Origin of the sequence: Kocuria oceani (assembly GCF_029524215.1) — a bacterium.
GTDB lineage: Bacteria > Actinomycetota > Actinomycetes > Actinomycetales > Micrococcaceae > Kocuria > Kocuria oceani.
On record NZ_JARAMH010000002.1, the window covers coordinates 1 to 15,089 of the forward strand.

Here is a 15,089-nt window from a genome sequence, read left to right on the forward strand (position 1 = left end):
CGCACACCGGGGTGACCGTCCAGCGCGGGCCGACCCTGGACGGGTTGGGGGCCTATTACCGGGAGATGATCCAGGAGTCGGCGGCCGAGCCGGTCGATGTCGCCGCCGCGCTGCGTGAGGCGCAGGTGGATGTGCTGGTGTCCTATCTGCCGGTGGGCTCGGAGGCCGCCGACCGGTTCTACGCCCAGGCGGCCCTGGAGGCGGGGGTGGCCTTCGTCAACGCGCTGCCGGTGTTCATCGCCTCCACCGAGGAGTGGGCGCAGAAGTTCGCCGCCGCGGGGGTGCCGATCGTGGGTGACGACATCAAGTCCCAGATCGGGGCGACGATCACCCACCGGGTGCTGGCCAAGCTCTTCGAGGACCGCGGGTACGTGCTGGACCGGACGTATCAGCTCAACGTGGGCGGGAACATGGACTTCATGAACATGCTCGAGCGCACCCGGTTGGAGTCGAAGAAGATCTCCAAGACCCAGGCGGTGACCTCCAACGTGGTCCGGGAGTTCGGCACCGAGGAGGTGCACATCGGGCCCTCGGACCACGTGCCGTGGCTCAACGACCGGAAGTTCGCCTTCGTGCGTCTGGAGGGTCACGGGTTCGGGGACGCCCCGATCTCCTTGGAGTACAAGCTGGAGGTGTGGGACTCCCCGAACTCGGCCGGGGTGATCATCGACGCGATCCGGGCGGCGAAGATCGGGCTGGACCGCGGGATCGGCGGGCCGCTGACCTCGGCGGCGGCGTACTTCATGAAGTCCCCGCCCGAGCAGCAGGCCGATGACACCGCCCGGGCCAACCTGGAGGCCTTCATCCGCGGCGACCTCGAACGCTGAGCGACGCCCCACCGGGCACGGCAGGAGCCCCGCACCGGACCGGTGCGGGGCTCCTGCCGTGGACGGTGGGGCCTACACGAAGTCCTCGAGGCCGGCGCGGTGCAGCACGAACGCGGTGACCGGATCGTAGAGGCGCGGCGGGAGGTTGTCGTCGAGCGGGACGGCGACCTCCACCTGCCCCTGCGCCTCGGCGACGAACACCCCGGGGTCGTTGCAGTCGGCGATCGCGATCGTGCGCAGCCCGTGCGAGCCGGCCGCCCCGGCGAGGCCGTGGTCGGCGACCACCAGGTCCGGCGGGTTCTGCCCGTCGCGGCGCAGCTTCTCCAGGGTCAGGGACATCGGCCCGGGGAAGTGGGTGTGCCGCAGGCCCCCGTACTGCTCGACCATCACCACGTGCTCGATCTGGCGCACGTCGCCGTCCTCGAAGGCGAAGCCGTCCGGGACCCGGACGACGTGGGCGCCCGCCCGGCGGGCCACGCGGGCCAGCTGCGCGTAGACGGGGAACAGGCCGGCCGGGTGCCCCGTGGCGAAGAGCACGCGCCCGCCGGCGGCGACCACCTCCCCGAGCACGCGCGCGTAGCGCTCCAGCGCGGCGACGGCGAGCTCGGCGGAGATCGTGTCCTGGCCCTCGACGTGGGACCGGTCGGGCGAGATGCCGACCCGGTCGCGCATGAGCGCGAAGACCTCGTCGTAGGTCCAGTCCCGGGTGCGGACCACGCCCATGTGCTGGTGCTGGTCGCCGTCGAGGAAGCCCTGGATGTTGCGCAGGTTCGCCTCCCGGGGCGTGGCCACCGCTCCGGCGAGACGGTGGCGGTCGAGGTGGCGGGCGAGGTCGGCGGGGGGAAGGAACGAAGTCGTCACCGTTCGAGTGTAGGCACGCGCCGGCGGCTACCGTGGCGTACCCGCACGCGGTCCCGGACCCGGGCGTAGACCTCGGCCGTGGCCAGGGCGGTGCGCTCCCAGGAGTGCTCCCGGGCGCGGCGGGCCGCCGCGGCGCCCATGCGCGCCAGGGTCTCCGGGTCGCGACCGAGCCCGAGGAGGGCGTGCGCCCACGACGCGGGGTCGCGGTCGGGGACCAGCCGCCCGGTGACCCCGTCCAGCACGGCGGTGCGCAGCCCGTCCACGTCCGTGGCGAGCACCGGCGTGCCGCAGGCCTGGGCCTCCAGCGCCACGAGGCCGAACGTCTCGGAGGAGGAGGGCACGGCCACCACGTCGGCGCGGCGCATCCGCTCCGCCAGCTGCTGGGCCGGCAGGGCCGGGCCGAAGCCCACCGCGTCCGCCAGCCCGAGCTCGTGCACCTGCTGCTGCAGCCCGGCCGTGAACCGGCGGGTGCCCACGCCCACGATCTCCAGCTCGACCGGCACGCCGGGGGCGTCCGCGCGGATCCGGGCGAGCGCGTCCACCAGCACGTGCGGGCCCTTGAGGGCCTGCAGCCGGCCGGCGAAGAGCACCCGCAGCGGGCGCCCCGGGGAGCCGGGCCGGGGCCCGTGCCGACGGCTCGCGCCGGGCTCCGGCGGGGAGAAGGCGGAGAGGTCGACCCCGGGCGTGATCACGGTCAGCCGCGCCGGATCGGCGTCGTAGAGCTCGACCATCTGCAGGGCCTCGGTGCGGGTGTTGACCACGGTGGCCTCGGCCCGTGCGATCAGCTCCGCCTCCGCCTCGGCGCGGGCGGCGGGCTCCAGACCCTCGTCGGCCCGGGTCCGCAGGTTCTTGCCCAGGGCCGTGGTGTGCAGGGTCAGCACGAGGGGCACGCGCCAGTCGTCGGCGAGCTCCCGGCCCGCGGCCCCGGAGAGCCAGTAGTGGGCGTGCACCACGTCCGGGCGGGGGGCCTCGGCGCGGAGCACCTCGGCGAAGGCGCCGGTCAGTCCCGGGAGGTCCTCCTTCACGGCGCCGGCCGCCCCGGGCAGCGAGACCGTGAGCAGCCGCAGACCCGCGCGGATGCGGGACGCCCGCATCCCCGCGGTGCGCGGCGCGCCGGGGTCCCGGTCCAGGGTGGCCATGTCCACGGTGTGCCCGGCGTCCACCAGCGCCCCGGCGAGCTGACGCACGTAGACGTTCATCCCGCCCGCATCGCCGGACCCCGGTTGCTCGAGGGGACTGGTGTGCAGGCTGATCAGCAGGACGTGCAGCGGAGCGTCGGACACGGCTCCACTGTAGCCCCCGGCCCCGACCCCGCCCCGTGTCGGCGCCGCTGGTACTCTCCGGCCATGGTCTTCCACGCGGTCCTGCGGCGGATCCCGGGCCCCGGCGCGTGGGTGTTCGCGCCGGTGCCGGAGGAGCACGCCCCCGAGGTGCGCGGCCCCTTCGGCAGGGTCCCGGTGACGGCCACGGTCGACGGCACGACGTGGTCCACCAGCGTCCGGCGGGACTCCCGGGCCGGCTGGCTGCTCGCCGTGCCGGCGCGCGTGCGCGGGGACAAGGACGACGGGGACGTGGTGAGCGTCGAGGTCGTCGTGGACGCCTCCCGGCTCTGAGCGGGGGCGGTCGCCCGGGTGCGAGAATGGGACCCGTGAACCGTGCTGAGCCCGTCCCGTTCCCTCCGCCCGGCGCCGCCGCCCCCGGCGCCCTCTCCCGGACCTCTCCCGGGGGCCTCTCCGGGATCTTTCCCGGGGACCGTTCCGGGACCGTCTCCGGTGGGGTCCGGCCCGAGCGCAGCGCCGTGGTCGATCTCGCCGCGGTCCGCGCCAACGTGCGCAGGATCCGGGACCTGGCCGGGCCCGCGCGGCTGATGGCCGTGGTCAAGGCGGACGCCTACGGCCACGGGGCCGTGCCCGTGGCCCGCGCCGCCCTGGAGGCCGGCGCGCACGCCCTGGGCGTCGCCCACGTCGCCGAGGCCCTCGCCCTGCGCGCGGCGGGGATCACCGCCCCGGTGCTCGCGTGGCTGCACACCGTGGACACGGACTTCCGTGCCGCCCTCGCCCAGGACGTCGCGCTCGGCGTCAGCGGGTGGGAGCTCGGCCCGGTCGCCGAGGCAGCCCGGGAGCTCGGCCGGCCGGCGCGGATCCATCTCAAGATCGACACCGGGCTGGGCCGCAACGGCGCGACGGCCGAACGGTGGCCCGAGCTCGTGCGCCTCGCCGCGCAGGCCGAGGCCGAGGGGCTCGTGCGGGTCACCGGCGTGTTCACCCACCTCGCCGTGGCCGACGAGCCCTCCCGGCCCGAGACCCGGGAGCAGCTCGAGCGCTTCCGCGCGGCCGTGGACACGGCGCGGGCCGCCGGGCTGCGGCCCGCGCTGCGGCACGCCGCGAACTCCCCGGGCCTGCTGCAGGCCGCCGGCCTCGAACGCCCGGAGGACATGCTCCTGGACATGGTCCGCGTGGGCGTCTGCCTCTACGGGCTCTCCCCGCTCCCCGACCGCACCCCGCGGCAGCTCGGCCTGGTGCCGGCCATGACCCTGCGGAGCACCGTCAGCGCGGTCAAGGAGGTCCCCGCCGGGCAGGGCGTCTCCTACGGGCTGGGCTACGTGACCGAGCGGCCGACCACCCTCGCGCTGATCCCGCTGGGCTACGCCGACGGCGTGCCGCGCTCCGGGACCGGCGGGCCGGTGCGCATCCAGGGGCGCACCTATCCGGAGGTCGGCCGGGTCGCGATGGACCAGCTGGTCGTGGACCTGGGCGCCCCCGGCCTGTCCGCGCCCGAGCACGGGCTGCTGGGCGCGGACGCCGTGCTGTTCGGGGCCGGGGACGACCCCTCCGCGTCGGCCTGGGCGGACGCCGCCGGCACCATCAACTACGAGATCGTCACCCGCGTCTCGCCCCGCGTGCCCCGGGTGCACGTGGACGGCGCGGCGAGCGACGGGGAGGAGCGGGCATGAGCGAGTGGACCCTGAGCCTGACCGTGGACGGCCCGGAGCGGACCCAGGCCCTGGCCGAGCGGCTCGGCGCCCGGCTGCGCGCCGGGGACCTGCTGGTCCTCACCGGCGAGCTCGGTGCGGGCAAGACCACCTTCACCCAGGGGCTGGGCCGGGGTCTGGGGGTGCGCCCCGGCATCATCTCGCCCACGTTCGTGCTGGTGCGGCGCCACCCCAACGTCCCGGACGGGCCCCGCCCCGGCGGCCCGGACCTGGTGCACGTCGACGCCTACCGGCTGGACAGCGCGGGGGAGGTCGACGACATCGACCTCGAGGACACCGTGGACTCGGCCGTCACCGTGGTGGAGTGGGGCGCCGGGAAGGTCGAGCACCTCGCCGACTCCCGCCTGGAGATCGTGCTGGAGCGCGCGGTGGGCGCCGCGCCCGCCGGCGGTGCCGCGGGCGGGCACGGGCAGGAGGACGCGGCGGCGGACGGGACGGAGGACGAGGACGCCGAGCCCCGCCGGATCACGCTGACGGGGATCGGCCCGCGCTGGGCGGGCGGGCCCCCGCCGCTGGAGCGGCCCGGGGAGAGCTCCGCGCGCGGGCACTAGAATGGCCGGGTGCTTCTCCTGTGCCTGGACTCCTCCGCCGTCGCCTCCGCCGCGCTCGTGACTGGGGCGGGCGAGATCGCCGGCTCCTTCGTGAGCCCCGACACCCGCTCCCACGCCGAGGTGCTGGCCCCCGCCGTCCGTGACCTGCTGGACGGGCACGGCCGGACCGGCGCCGGGCTCGACGGCGTGCTCGTGGGCACCGGACCCGGTCCCTTCACCGGGCTGCGGGCCGGGATCGCGACCGCCCGGGCGCTCGCCTTCGCCTGGGACCTGCCGCTGCACGGACTGATGAGCCTGGAGGCCCTGGCGCATGACGCCGCCGAGCACGCCCGGGCGGCCGGCCACGAGGAGTTCCTCGTGCTCACCGACGCCCGCCGCAAGGAGGTCTACTGGGCCCGCTACGCCCTCGACCCCGACGGCCCGCGGCGGGTCGCCGGACCGGGGGTCGCCGCCGCGGAGCAGCTCCCGGCGCTGCCGGCCTACGGCCGCGGCGCGGGGATCTGGGCGGAGCGGCTGGCGCTGCCCGTGCCCGCGTTCGCCGGGGCCCAGCCCACGGCGTCCTCGCTGGGCCTCGCCGCGCTGCGCCTGCGCGCCCGCGGCGAGGGACCGGACCCGGACACGACCCCCCTGTACCTGCGCGAGTCCGACGCGAAGGTCCCCGGCCCCCGGAAGAAGGCCCTCGCGTGAGCGCCGCCACCCCGCAGCCGTCCTGGACCCTGCGCCGGATGACCGCCCAGGACGTCCCCGTGGTGCACGCCCTGGAGCAGGACCTCTTCCCGGCCGACGCCTGGCCGCTGGAGATGTTCTCCGCCGAGCTGGCCCAGCCCGTGTGCTGGTACTGGGTGGCCGAGCAGGACGACCGGATCGTCGGCTACGCAGGACTGATGTGCATCCGCCCGGTCGGCGACGTCCAGACCATCGCGGTGCTGCCCGAGCACGAGGGCCGCGGGATCGGCTCGGCGCTGCTGCGCACCCTGCACGGGCAGGCCCGCGAGCTCGGCGCTACCGAGGTGCTGCTCGAGGTCCGCGCCGACAACCCCCGCGCCCAGCGGCTCTACCGCCGCTTCGGCTACGAGCACATCCACACCCGGCCCCGCTACTACCGGGACGGCACCGACGCGCTGATCATGCGCGTGGACCTCACCGCCCCGGAGCCCCCGGGCGCCCCGCGCCCGACCCACCCCACGGAGGACGACCGATGACCGACGGACCGCTGGTGCTGGGCATCGAGTCCTCCTGCGACGAGACCGGCGTCGGGATCGTGCGCGGGCGCACCCTGCTCGCCAACGTCGTGTCCTCCTCGATGGACGAGCACGCGCGCTTCGGCGGCGTGATCCCCGAGATCGCCTCCCGGGCCCACCTCGACGCCCTCGTGCCCACCCTGCGCGAGGCCCTGGACCGGGCCGGTGTGGGCCTGGCCGAGCTCGACGCCCTGGCCGTGACCTCCGGGCCGGGCCTGGCCGGGGCGCTCATGGTGGGCGTCGCCGCCGCGAAGGCGCTCGCCGTGGCCACCGGCAAGCCCCTGTACGCCGTCAACCACCTCGTGGCCCACGTCGGCGTGGGAGTGCTGGAGGACTCGGGGATCGAGGGCTTCCGGGGCGGCTTCGACGACGGCCTGCCCCGGGACCTCGGCGCGCTGCTGGTCTCCGGCGGGCACACCGAGATCCTCGCCGTCGACGACCTCTCCCGGGACGTGCGGCTGCTCGGGGGCACGATCGACGACGCGGCCGGTGAGGCCTACGACAAGGTGGCCCGGGTCCTGGGGCTGGCCTACCCGGGCGGCCCGGCCATCGACGCCGCCGCCCGGTCCGGGGACCCCACGGCCTTCCGCTTCCCGCGCGGACTGACCGCGGGCAAGTACCTGGGCTCGGCCGAACGGCCCGGCCCGCACCGCTACGACTTCTCCTTCTCCGGGCTGAAGACGGCGGTGGCGCGCGTGGTCGAGGCGCACGAGGCCGAGGGCCGGGCGGTGCCGGTCGCGGACGTCGCCGCGTCCTTCCAGGAGGCCGTGGCCGACGTCGTCACGCGCAAGGCGGTCCTCGCGTGCACCGAGCAGGGGCTCGGCACGCTGCTGCTGGGCGGGGGAGTGGCCGCCAACTCGCGGCTGCGGGAGCTCACCGCCGAGCGCTGCGCCGCGCACGGGATCGAGCTGGTGGTCCCCAAGCTCTCCCTGTGCACCGACAACGGGGCGATGGTCGCGGCCCTCGCCGCCCGGGTCGTGGCCGAGGGCCGTGAGCCCTCGGGCCTGGGCTTCGCCGCCGACTCCTCCCTGCCCGTGACCACCGTCTCCGTCTGAGCCGGGCCGCGCCCGTCAGTCCACGGGCGTGACCAGGGTGCCGTCGGCGAGCCAGCTGCGCAGGTTGCGCAGGGTCAGCTCGGCCATCGCCCGGCGCGTCTGCACCGTGGCGCTGCCCACGTGCGGCAGCAGCACCACGTTCTCGAGCCGGCGCAGCGGGGCGGGCACGTGCGGCTCGGCCCGGTACACGTCGAGACCGGCCCCGGCCAGCCGTCCGTCCTCCAGGGCGGCGACGAGCGCGGCCTCGTCCACGACCGCGCCGCGGGCGACGTTGACCAGGAAGCCGTGCGGGCCGAGGGCGTCCAGGACCGCGGCGTCGACCAGCGCGGCGGAGTCCGGGCCTCCGGGCACGGCGACCACCAGGGCGTCGACGGCCGCGGCGAGCTCCGCGGGGGAGCCGTGGTAGCGGTGCTCGACGTCGGGGACCGGCCGGCGGTTGTGGTAGTGGATCTCGCAGCCGAGCGCGGTGAGGCGGTGGGCGACGGCCCGGCCGATCCGGCCGAGGCCGAGGATCCCGACGCGGCGGCCGGAGGCGTGCACGGTCAGCGGGTAGTTGCCGGTCGTCTCCCACGCCCCGCGGCGCACGAAGCGGTCGGCGGCCGAGAACCGGCGCAGCACGTCGAGGTAGAGGGCCAGGGCGGTGTCCGCCACGGCGTCGGTGAGCACGTCGGGGGTGTTGCTCATCCGGATCCCGCGCGCGGCGGCCCCGGCGGCGTCCGTCCCGTCGTAGCCGACGCCGAAGTGCACGACGGCCTCGAGGCGGGGCAGGCGGCCCATCAGCTCCCGGTCCACGCCGGTGCGCCCGGAGCACACCGCCACGCGCACCTCCCCGGCGTGCCGGTCCAGGAAGTCCTCCCGGTCGTCGGGATCCGCGGGCAGGCGCAGCGCCGAGTGCTCGGCGGTGAGGGTGTCCTCCACCAGGGGGTGCAGGGCGCCGATCTGCAGGACGGGGCCCCGCGGCACGGGGCCGCCCGGTCGGGTCGGTTCGGTCATGTCTGCCACCTGTGGGGGACGGGAGCCCGTGCGGGCTCGGCCGGACGGGACGGTCAGTCGTTCTCGCGGGTGCGGCGCACGATGTCGAGGGCGACCGCGCGCAGGTCGCCGCCGTGGGCGCGGGCCACGGCCCGCTGGCGCTGGTAGCCGGCGCCCTCCCGCAGGATCCGCTCCACGTCGGAGAGCTCCTGCGCGCAGCCCAGCCGTGCGGCGACGGGCTCGAGCCGGTCGAGCAGGCCGATCAGGTCCTCGCGCAGGTCCCGCTCGGTGTTGTGCGGGCCGGTGATCACCTCGGCGTCCAGGCCGTAGCGGGCGGCCCGCCACTTGTTCTCCTGGATGTGCCACGGCCGCAGCCGGGCCGGCTCCCGGCCGTCCTCGACGTCGCGGGACAGGGACTCCGCGAGGCACTGGGTGAGGGCGGTGAGCGCCCCGACCTCCCACAGGGTCGAGAGCCCGTCGCAGAACCGCACCTCGTCGGTGCCCAGCCGCGGCACGGGGCGCACGTCCCAGCGCGCCTCGCTGAGCTCATCGATGATCCCGGTGGAGACCATGTCCTCGATGCACTGCTCGTAGGCGTCCCAGGAGGGGAAGTGGTGGGGCAGCCCGGCGGTGGAGAGCTGCTGGAAGATCATGGAGCGCTGGGACGCGTAGCCGGTGTCCTCCCCGGCCCAGAAGGGGGAGTTCGAGGACAGGGCCAGCAGGTGCGGGTAGTAGGTCAGCAGCCCGTCGAGCACCGGCAGGGCCTTGGCCCGCGCGTCCAGGCCCACGTGCACGTGCACCCCGTAGATGACCATCTGCCGGCCCCAGTACTGGGTCCGGTCCACGAGCTTGTGGTAGCGCTGCTTGTCGGTGACCTGCTGGTCCTGCCAGCGCGCGAAGGGGTGGGTGCCGGCGGCGAAGATCTCGAGGCCCTGCGGGGCGGTGACCGTGCGGATCTCGTCCATCATGGACGCCAGCTGCTCGGTGGAGTGGGCCACATCGCGGCACACCCCGGTGACCATCTCGACGGTGTTGAGCAGGAACTCCCCGGTGAGCTGCGGGTGATCGCCGTCGGTGCCCCACTCGGGACGGGCCTCCAGGACCGCCTCGAGCGTCTCCCGGCCGCGGGGCACGAGATCGCCCGTGGTGCCGTCCACCAGGGCGATTTCCCACTCGACGCCCAGCGTCGACTGGTCGGAGCGGGCGAACGAGATCTCCACGCGGCAGGTCCTCCGTGCTCTGCGGGCGCGTCGGCCCGCGGGGTGCGGGCCGGATCGCCCGGTCGGGTGCGGGGCCGTTCGCCCGCGGAGCCCTCAGTCTACGGTTTCGACGACGAGCACGACGCGCCGCTCCCCGGCGCGGGCCCCGCTCCCCGGACCGCCGTCCGGGACCGGCGCCGGGTCCGTGCGGGTCAGCACGAGGGTGGCCCGGCCGGGGCCCTTCGGCGCGAGCTGACGGCGCAGCTGCTCGGGCGTGACGTCGGTGCCCCGCTTCTTGATCTCGAGGGTGCCGACCTCGTGCTCCCGCACCCAGCGCTTCAGCACCTTGACGGTGTGCGGGAGCACCTCCCGCACCCGGTAGGCGCGGGCCAGGGGGGTGCGGACCAGCTCGTCGGAGCTCAGGTAGGCGATCCGCGGGTGGATCAGCCGCGCGCCCAGCCGGCGGGCGAGGTCGGTGACGAGGCCCGCGCGGATCACCGCGCCGTCCGGCTCGTACAGGTACGACCCCACCGGGCCCACGACCGCGTCCGCGTGGGCGAGGTCGAGGTCCTCCGGGCTGGTGAGCTCCGTGGACCCGTGCTCGGAGAGGACGAGGGCCGCCCGCCGGACCCCGGGCCGGGCCACGGCGTTGAACCACAGCACGGCCTCGACCACGTCCCCGCGGTCGGACACCCACTGCGCCTCGCACCCGGCCGGCACCGCCTCGTGGGGGATGCCGGGGCCCAGCTTCACGCCCACGGGCAGTCCCCGCGCGGCGAGCGCCTCGACGAAGGACAGCGGCGGGGAGAACGCCTCGGGCTCGAAGATCCGGCGGGTCCCGGACGACGACGTCTCGCGCCGGGCCGGGTCCAGCCAGACCCCGTCCGGCGGCCCCCCGGGCAGTGCGTCCAGGTCCAGGGACGCGGCGTCGGCGTGCAGCACCGTGGCCTCGGGGAAGGGGCGGAGGTTGAGCAGGGCCACCGCGGCCGTGGTCTCGTCCAGCTCCACCGCGGTGACCCGCCGGTCCAGGGAGGCCAGGGCGAGGGCGTCGGCGCCGATGCCGCAGCCGAGGTCCGCCACGTGGGCGAGGCCGGCGTCGGCGAAGCGGCGGGCGTGCAGGGCGGCCACGCGCAGCCGGGTGGCCTGCTCGAGGCCGGCCCGGGTGAACAGCATCTGCTCGGCGAAGTCCCCGAACTTCGCGCGCGCCCGCGTGCGCAGCCTCGCCTGGGTGAGCACCGCGGACACGAGCTCGGCGTCGTGCCCCTGAGCCCGCAGCCGGGTCGCGGCCGCGAGGGCGTCGTCGGCGTCGTAGGGGCCGATCTGCGCGAGCAGCCGGCGCCCCTCGTCGGTGAGCAGGGGTGCGATGTCGGTCGCCTCGTCGCGCATGGGGCCACCCTATCCGGCCCCGGCCCGGGCCCGGCGCCCGGGCGCCGGGGGGTCAGTAGAACGCGGCGAGGCGGCCCCGCGGGCCGTCGATGACGGTCACCGGGGTCTCGAAGACGCGGCTGAGGACGGCGTCGTCCATGATCTCCCGCGGCTCGCCGAACTCGGCGACCCGGCCGTCCTTCACGGCGCAGATCCGGTCGGCGTAGTGGCTGGCGAAGTTGATGTCGTGCAGGACGATCAGGATGGTGCGGCCCATCTCGTCGCAGGCCCGCCGCAGGTGCTGCATCATCGACACGGCGTGGCGCATGTCCAGGTTGTTCAGGGGCTCGTCCAGCAGCACGTGGTCGGTCTCCTGGGCCAGCACCATGGCCACGTAGGCGCGCTGGCGCTGCCCGCCCGAGAGCTGGTCGAGGTAGCGGTGCTCCAGCGGCCCCAGCCCGAAGAAGTCGATGTACCGGCTGACGACCTCCTCGTCCACCGTGGTCAGCCGGCCGTGGCTGTGCGGGAAGCGCCCGAAGCCGACCAGCTGCCGCACCGTGAGGCGGGTGACGTAGTGGTTCTCCTGGCGCAGGACGGACACGATCCGGGCGAGGTCCTTGGACTTGGTGCGGGCCACGTCGTAGCCGGCGATGTCGATGGTGCCGGCGTCGAGGCCGAGCAGCCGCCCGATCATGGTCAGGAGCGTGGACTTGCCCGCGCCGTTGGGGCCGACCAGGGCGGTCATCCCGCCCGAGGGGATCTCCAGGTCCACGGGGCCGATGGTGACCTCGCTCCCGTAGTCCTTGCGCACGTTGGTGAGGGTGATCACAGCCGGCCCTTTCGGAGGATGACGTAGAGGAAGACGGAGCCGCCGACCAGCTCGATGATGATCGAGACCACGCCCTGGGCGTAGAACACGTGGTTGAGGACGAAGTAGGCGCCCGTGAGGACGAGGAACCCGGTGAGGACCGCCACGGGGAAGACGCGGCGGTGGTCGTAGGTGTCGGCGAACTGGTAGGCGAGCGTGGCCACCAGGAAGCCCAGGAACGTCATGGGGCCGACCAGCGCCGTGGAGACCGCCATCAGCACGGAGACGAGGAAGAGCGTGCGCATGACCTCGGTCCGGTGCCGCAGGCCCAGGTTCAGGCACACGTCCCGCCCGAGGGCGACCACGTTGAGGCGGGCGCAGCTCAGCCACAGGGCGCCGCCGGCCAGCGCGCACAGGGGGATGGCCACCGGAAGGTAGTCGGCGTGGGCGTTCGTCACGGAGCCGAACAGGCGCGCGGAGAGCACGTCGAAGTCGCTGGGGGAGAGCAGGCGCTGCATGAACGTCGAGACCGACCCGAGCCCGCCCCCGATGATGATGCCCACGAGCAGCATGACCTGCAGGTTCCCGTACCGGCCGGACAGCAGCCATCCGTAGAGGGCGAGGGAGAGGGCCACCATGAGGGCGACCTGCAGCAGGAACTGCGGCACGCCCTGCAGGACGAGGATCCCGGCGGCGCCCAGGAAGTACACCGTGGAGGTCTGGATCGCCACGTAGAGGGACTCGAAGCCCATGATCGACGGGGTGATGATGCGGTTGTTCGTGGCCGTCTGGAATCCCACGGTGGCCATCGCCTGGCAGAAGGCCACGACCGCCATGATCACGACGCTGGTGACCCGGCGCTCCGCGATCCGCCAGAAGCCGTCCGAGCCCACCGGCATCGGGTTGCCCCAGGCGAGCAGGCCGAAGGCGAAGCCCGCCGACGCCAGGGCCAGCGCGGCCACGACCGCCCAGTACCGCCGCCGGGCCTGCGGCGTGGGGAAGGCGCCGGCGCCGCGCCGGCCGGCGGGGGCCGTCGGTGCTGTGGCCGGTGTCGTCGCGGGTGTCATGATCACGGCCTCAGACACGTCGACGCTGCCTGAGGAGGAGGTGGACGAACACGACGGCGCCGACGATCCCGAGGATCACGGACACCGGGATCTCGAAGGGCATGATGACGATCCTCCCGATCAGGTCGCACACCGTCACGACGGCGATGCCCAGCAGGCAGACCCACGGCAGGTTGCTGCGCAGGTCGTCGCCGCGGACCATCGAGACGATGTTGGGGACGATGAGGCCCAGGAACGGCAGGTTGCCGACGACGACGGTCACCACGCCGGTGGCCACCGCGATCAGCCCGGTGCCGAGCAGGACGGTCCGGTGGTAGTTCAGGCCGACGTTGGTGGCGATGTCCTCGCCGAGCCCGGCGACGGTGAGCCGGTCCGCCACGAGGAACACCGCGACGACGACCAGCAGCACGATCCACAGCACTTCGTACTGGCCCCGCAGGACCGAGGTGAAGCTGCCGGCGAACCAGACGCCCAGGTTCTGCAGCATGTCGGTCTGCAGCGCCAGGAACGTCGAGACGGAACCGACCACCGCGCCCAGCATGATCCCGACGATGGGGACGATGAGCGAGGAGCGCAGGGACACCCGGCGCAGGAAGAGGAAGAAGATCATGGTCCCGAGAAAGGCCGCGGCCACGGCGCCGACCATCCGGGTGAGGAGGCTCGCCGTGGGGACCAGCAGCGTGACCACGAGCAGGCCGAGCCCCGCCCACTCGGTGGTGCCCGTCGTGGTGGGCTCCACGAAGCGGTTCTGCGTGAGCAGCTGCATCACCAGCCCGGACATCGCCATGGCGGCGCCGGCGAGCACCAGGGCCACGGTGCGGGGGACGCGGGTGATGGCGAACATCTCGCCGCCGCCCTCGGCGCCGAACACGTCGTAGACCCCCGTGAGGAGGGACGCGGCCAGCAGCGCGAGGACCCCCAGCGCGCCGGCGAGCAGCTTCCGGTCGAACAGCGCGCCCTTGCTCCCCGGGCCGTTCCCGGCCGGGGGACCCGGTGTGGTCGTCGTCATGAGCCTCTCCTCCGGCCTCGTGCCCGGCGCGGGACGGTGGTGGTGTCCGCCGTCGGAGGCCCCACCACCGTCGTCCGCACGGTCGGTCAGTTCTGCTCGCCCATGGCGTCGGCCAGGGTGTTGAAGAACTCCGTGTAGGTCTGGATGCCCTCGTTGGTGTACGTGTCCTTGGGCATGTACACCACGTTGTCCTCCCGCACCGCGGTGACGTTGCGCAGCGCCTCGGCGTTCTCGACGACCTCCTGCGCCGGCGTGTACTCGGCGTCGTCGGGGCTGACGGCCGCGTCACGGTCCATTACGAGGATCCAGTCGGGGTTCGAGTCCGCGATCGCCTCGACCGAGATGTCGTCGCCCTGGTGGTCGTCGGTGGCCCCGTCGACCTCGAGGGCCGGGGCGAAGTCGAAGATCTCGAACAGCGGGCCCAGGGTCCGCCCCACCTCCGGGGCGATGTAGCCGATCTCGCCGCCGGAGACGGTGACGGCCATGACCGTGTCCCCGGGCTGGTACTCCTCGACGACTCGCTGCATCGCCGCGTCGAAGGCGCCGTTGATCTCCTCGGCCTCCGCGCTCCGGTCGAAGATCTCGCCCAGCACCGAGGTCTGCCGCTTCAGCTCCTCGTCGAAGGGCTGGTCCTCCCGGGGGTCGAGCTCCACGATGGTGGCGTCCGGCACGAGGTCGGCGAAGTCATCGCGGTAGTCCGCGAAGCGCTGACCGTTGACGATGAGGTCGGGGTCCGCCGCGACGACGGCCTCGAGGTCGGGCTCGCGGTGGTTGCCGAGGTCGGTGACGGACTCGTCGTCGGCGTAGGCGATGGTGTCCGGCATGAGGGCGCGCGGGGCGGCCACCAGCTCGATGCCCCAGTCCGCCAGCGTCTCGAAGGTCCGGTTGTCGGTGGCGACCACGGACGCCGGCGGGGCGTTCACGGTCTGGGTGCCGTAGTTGTCCTCGACCTCGACCGTGGAGGCGGCGGAGGACTCCGCGGACGCCGTCTCGCCGCCCTGGGATCCACCGCAGGCGGTGAGGGCGAGGGCGCTGACGGCGGCCAGGACGGCGGCCGGGTACTGGGTGCGGTTCATGGTGTTCCTTCGTGCGGGGATTCGGGTGCGGGTCCCGTCGTGCCGCCCCCGGCGGGGCGCACGGCG

16 protein-coding genes are annotated in these 15,089 nt (G+C 74.5%); 7 read left to right on the plus strand and 9 right to left on the minus strand.

The features are described from left to right. Window positions 1–827 (plus strand): inositol-3-phosphate synthase (locus PU704_RS01960; RefSeq protein ID WP_277549916.1); only part of this gene is annotated, 827 nt, incomplete at its 5' end. Window positions 828–899: 72 nt separating this feature from the next. Here PU704_RS01960 and PU704_RS01965 read toward each other — a convergent pair. Further along, window positions 900–1,688, minus strand: coding sequence for a phosphatase (locus PU704_RS01965; RefSeq protein WP_277549917.1), 789 nt, complete (start codon window positions 1,686–1,688; stop codon window positions 900–902). Further along, window positions 1,685–2,971 carry a glycosyltransferase gene (locus PU704_RS01970; protein ID WP_277549918.1) on the minus strand — a complete coding sequence of 429 codons (1,287 nt, stop codon included), beginning with the start codon at window positions 2,969–2,971 and terminating at the stop codon, window positions 1,685–1,687. The genes PU704_RS01965 and PU704_RS01970 overlap by 4 nt, the downstream gene beginning before the upstream one ends. A gap of 63 nt (window positions 2,972–3,034) precedes the next feature. Between PU704_RS01970 and PU704_RS01975 the strand changes: the two genes are divergently transcribed. The 6 genes from PU704_RS01975 (at window position 3,035) to tsaD (ending at window position 7,527) form a co-directional block, all read left to right on the plus strand. Then, window positions 3,035–3,301 (plus strand): DUF1905 domain-containing protein, encoded by a 267-nt coding sequence (locus tag PU704_RS01975; protein WP_277549919.1) that lies wholly within the window; start codon window positions 3,035–3,037, stop codon window positions 3,299–3,301. A gap of 185 nt (window positions 3,302–3,486) precedes the next feature. Then, window positions 3,487–4,641 (plus strand): alanine racemase, encoded by a 1,155-nt coding sequence (gene alr, locus PU704_RS01980; RefSeq protein WP_047801827.1) that lies wholly within the window; start codon window positions 3,487–3,489, stop codon window positions 4,639–4,641. Beyond that, window positions 4,638–5,231: a tRNA (adenosine(37)-N6)-threonylcarbamoyltransferase complex ATPase subunit type 1 TsaE gene (gene tsaE / locus PU704_RS01985; protein WP_277549920.1), complete on the plus strand. Its 594-nt coding sequence runs from the start codon at window positions 4,638–4,640 to the stop codon at window positions 5,229–5,231. The genes alr and tsaE overlap by 4 nt, the downstream gene beginning before the upstream one ends. Before the next feature lie 9 nt (window positions 5,232–5,240). Further along, window positions 5,241–5,918: a tRNA (adenosine(37)-N6)-threonylcarbamoyltransferase complex dimerization subunit type 1 TsaB gene (gene tsaB, locus PU704_RS01990; RefSeq protein WP_277549921.1), complete on the plus strand. Its 678-nt coding sequence runs from the start codon at window positions 5,241–5,243 to the stop codon at window positions 5,916–5,918. A gap of 38 nt (window positions 5,919–5,956) precedes the next feature. Further along, entirely contained in the window at window positions 5,957–6,433 is a 477-nt protein-coding gene (gene rimI, locus PU704_RS01995) for a ribosomal protein S18-alanine N-acetyltransferase (protein WP_277550213.1), read from the plus strand. Continuing rightward, window positions 6,430–7,527: a tRNA (adenosine(37)-N6)-threonylcarbamoyltransferase complex transferase subunit TsaD gene (gene tsaD / locus PU704_RS02000; protein ID WP_047801812.1), complete on the plus strand. Its 1,098-nt coding sequence runs from the start codon at window positions 6,430–6,432 to the stop codon at window positions 7,525–7,527. Before rimI ends, tsaD begins: the two co-directional genes overlap by 4 nt. Before the next feature lie 15 nt (window positions 7,528–7,542). Here tsaD and PU704_RS02005 read toward each other — a convergent pair whose 3' ends face one another. The 7 genes from PU704_RS02005 to PU704_RS02035 form a co-directional block, all read right to left on the minus strand. Next, on the minus strand, window positions 7,543–8,520 hold the full coding sequence (locus PU704_RS02005; RefSeq protein ID WP_277549922.1) for a 2-hydroxyacid dehydrogenase: 978 nt from the start codon (window positions 8,518–8,520) through the stop codon (window positions 7,543–7,545). A gap of 53 nt (window positions 8,521–8,573) precedes the next feature. Beyond that, the gene (locus PU704_RS02010) at window positions 8,574–9,719 is read right to left on the minus strand and encodes a glutamate--cysteine ligase (RefSeq protein ID WP_277549924.1); all 1,146 of its coding nucleotides are present in this window, start codon (window positions 9,717–9,719) and stop codon (window positions 8,574–8,576) included. A gap of 93 nt (window positions 9,720–9,812) precedes the next feature. Beyond that, window positions 9,813–11,084, minus strand: coding sequence for a THUMP-like domain-containing protein (locus PU704_RS02015; RefSeq protein ID WP_277549925.1), 1,272 nt, complete (start codon window positions 11,082–11,084; stop codon window positions 9,813–9,815). Between the two features lie 52 nt (window positions 11,085–11,136). Next, a complete protein-coding gene (locus tag PU704_RS02020) occupies window positions 11,137–11,892 on the minus strand; it encodes an iron ABC transporter ATP-binding protein (RefSeq protein WP_277549926.1) in 756 nt (251 codons plus the stop codon). Further along, window positions 11,889–12,938 carry an iron chelate uptake ABC transporter family permease subunit gene (locus PU704_RS02025; RefSeq protein WP_277550214.1) on the minus strand — a complete coding sequence of 350 codons (1,050 nt, stop codon included), beginning with the start codon at window positions 12,936–12,938 and terminating at the stop codon, window positions 11,889–11,891. The genes PU704_RS02020 and PU704_RS02025 overlap by 4 nt, the downstream gene beginning before the upstream one ends. A gap of 10 nt (window positions 12,939–12,948) precedes the next feature. Then, the gene (locus tag PU704_RS02030) at window positions 12,949–13,947 is read right to left on the minus strand and encodes an ABC transporter permease (protein ID WP_277549927.1); all 999 of its coding nucleotides are present in this window, start codon (window positions 13,945–13,947) and stop codon (window positions 12,949–12,951) included. Window positions 13,948–14,033: 86 nt separating this feature from the next. After that, window positions 14,034–15,023 (minus strand): siderophore ABC transporter substrate-binding protein, encoded by a 990-nt coding sequence (locus PU704_RS02035; RefSeq protein ID WP_277549928.1) that lies wholly within the window; start codon window positions 15,021–15,023, stop codon window positions 14,034–14,036. Between the last annotated feature and the right edge of the window lie 66 nt (window positions 15,024–15,089).

Bases quoted from the DNA above. Each gene is read 5' to 3' on its own strand.
- tsaD (WP_047801812.1), top strand. From the start codon at position 6,430: ATGACCGACGGACCGCTGGTGCTGGGCATCGAGTCCTCCTGCGACGAG.
- tsaE (WP_277549920.1), top strand. From the start codon at position 4,638: ATGAGCGAGTGGACCCTGAGCCTGACCGTGGACGGCCCGGAGCGGACC.
- PU704_RS01975 (WP_277549919.1), top strand. From the start codon at position 3,035: ATGGTCTTCCACGCGGTCCTGCGGCGGATCCCGGGCCCCGGCGCGTGG.
- PU704_RS02035 (WP_277549928.1), bottom strand. From the start codon at position 15,023: ATGAACCGCACCCAGTACCCGGCCGCCGTCCTGGCCGCCGTCAGCGCC.
- PU704_RS02005 (WP_277549922.1), bottom strand. From the start codon at position 8,520: ATGACCGAACCGACCCGACCGGGCGGCCCCGTGCCGCGGGGCCCCGTC.
- PU704_RS02025 (WP_277550214.1), bottom strand. From the start codon at position 12,938: ATGACACCCGCGACGACACCGGCCACAGCACCGACGGCCCCCGCCGGC.
- rimI (WP_277550213.1), top strand. From the start codon at position 5,957: ATGACCGCCCAGGACGTCCCCGTGGTGCACGCCCTGGAGCAGGACCTC.
- PU704_RS02015 (WP_277549925.1), bottom strand. From the start codon at position 11,084: ATGCGCGACGAGGCGACCGACATCGCACCCCTGCTCACCGACGAGGGG.
- PU704_RS02030 (WP_277549927.1), bottom strand. From the start codon at position 13,947: ATGACGACGACCACACCGGGTCCCCCGGCCGGGAACGGCCCGGGGAGC.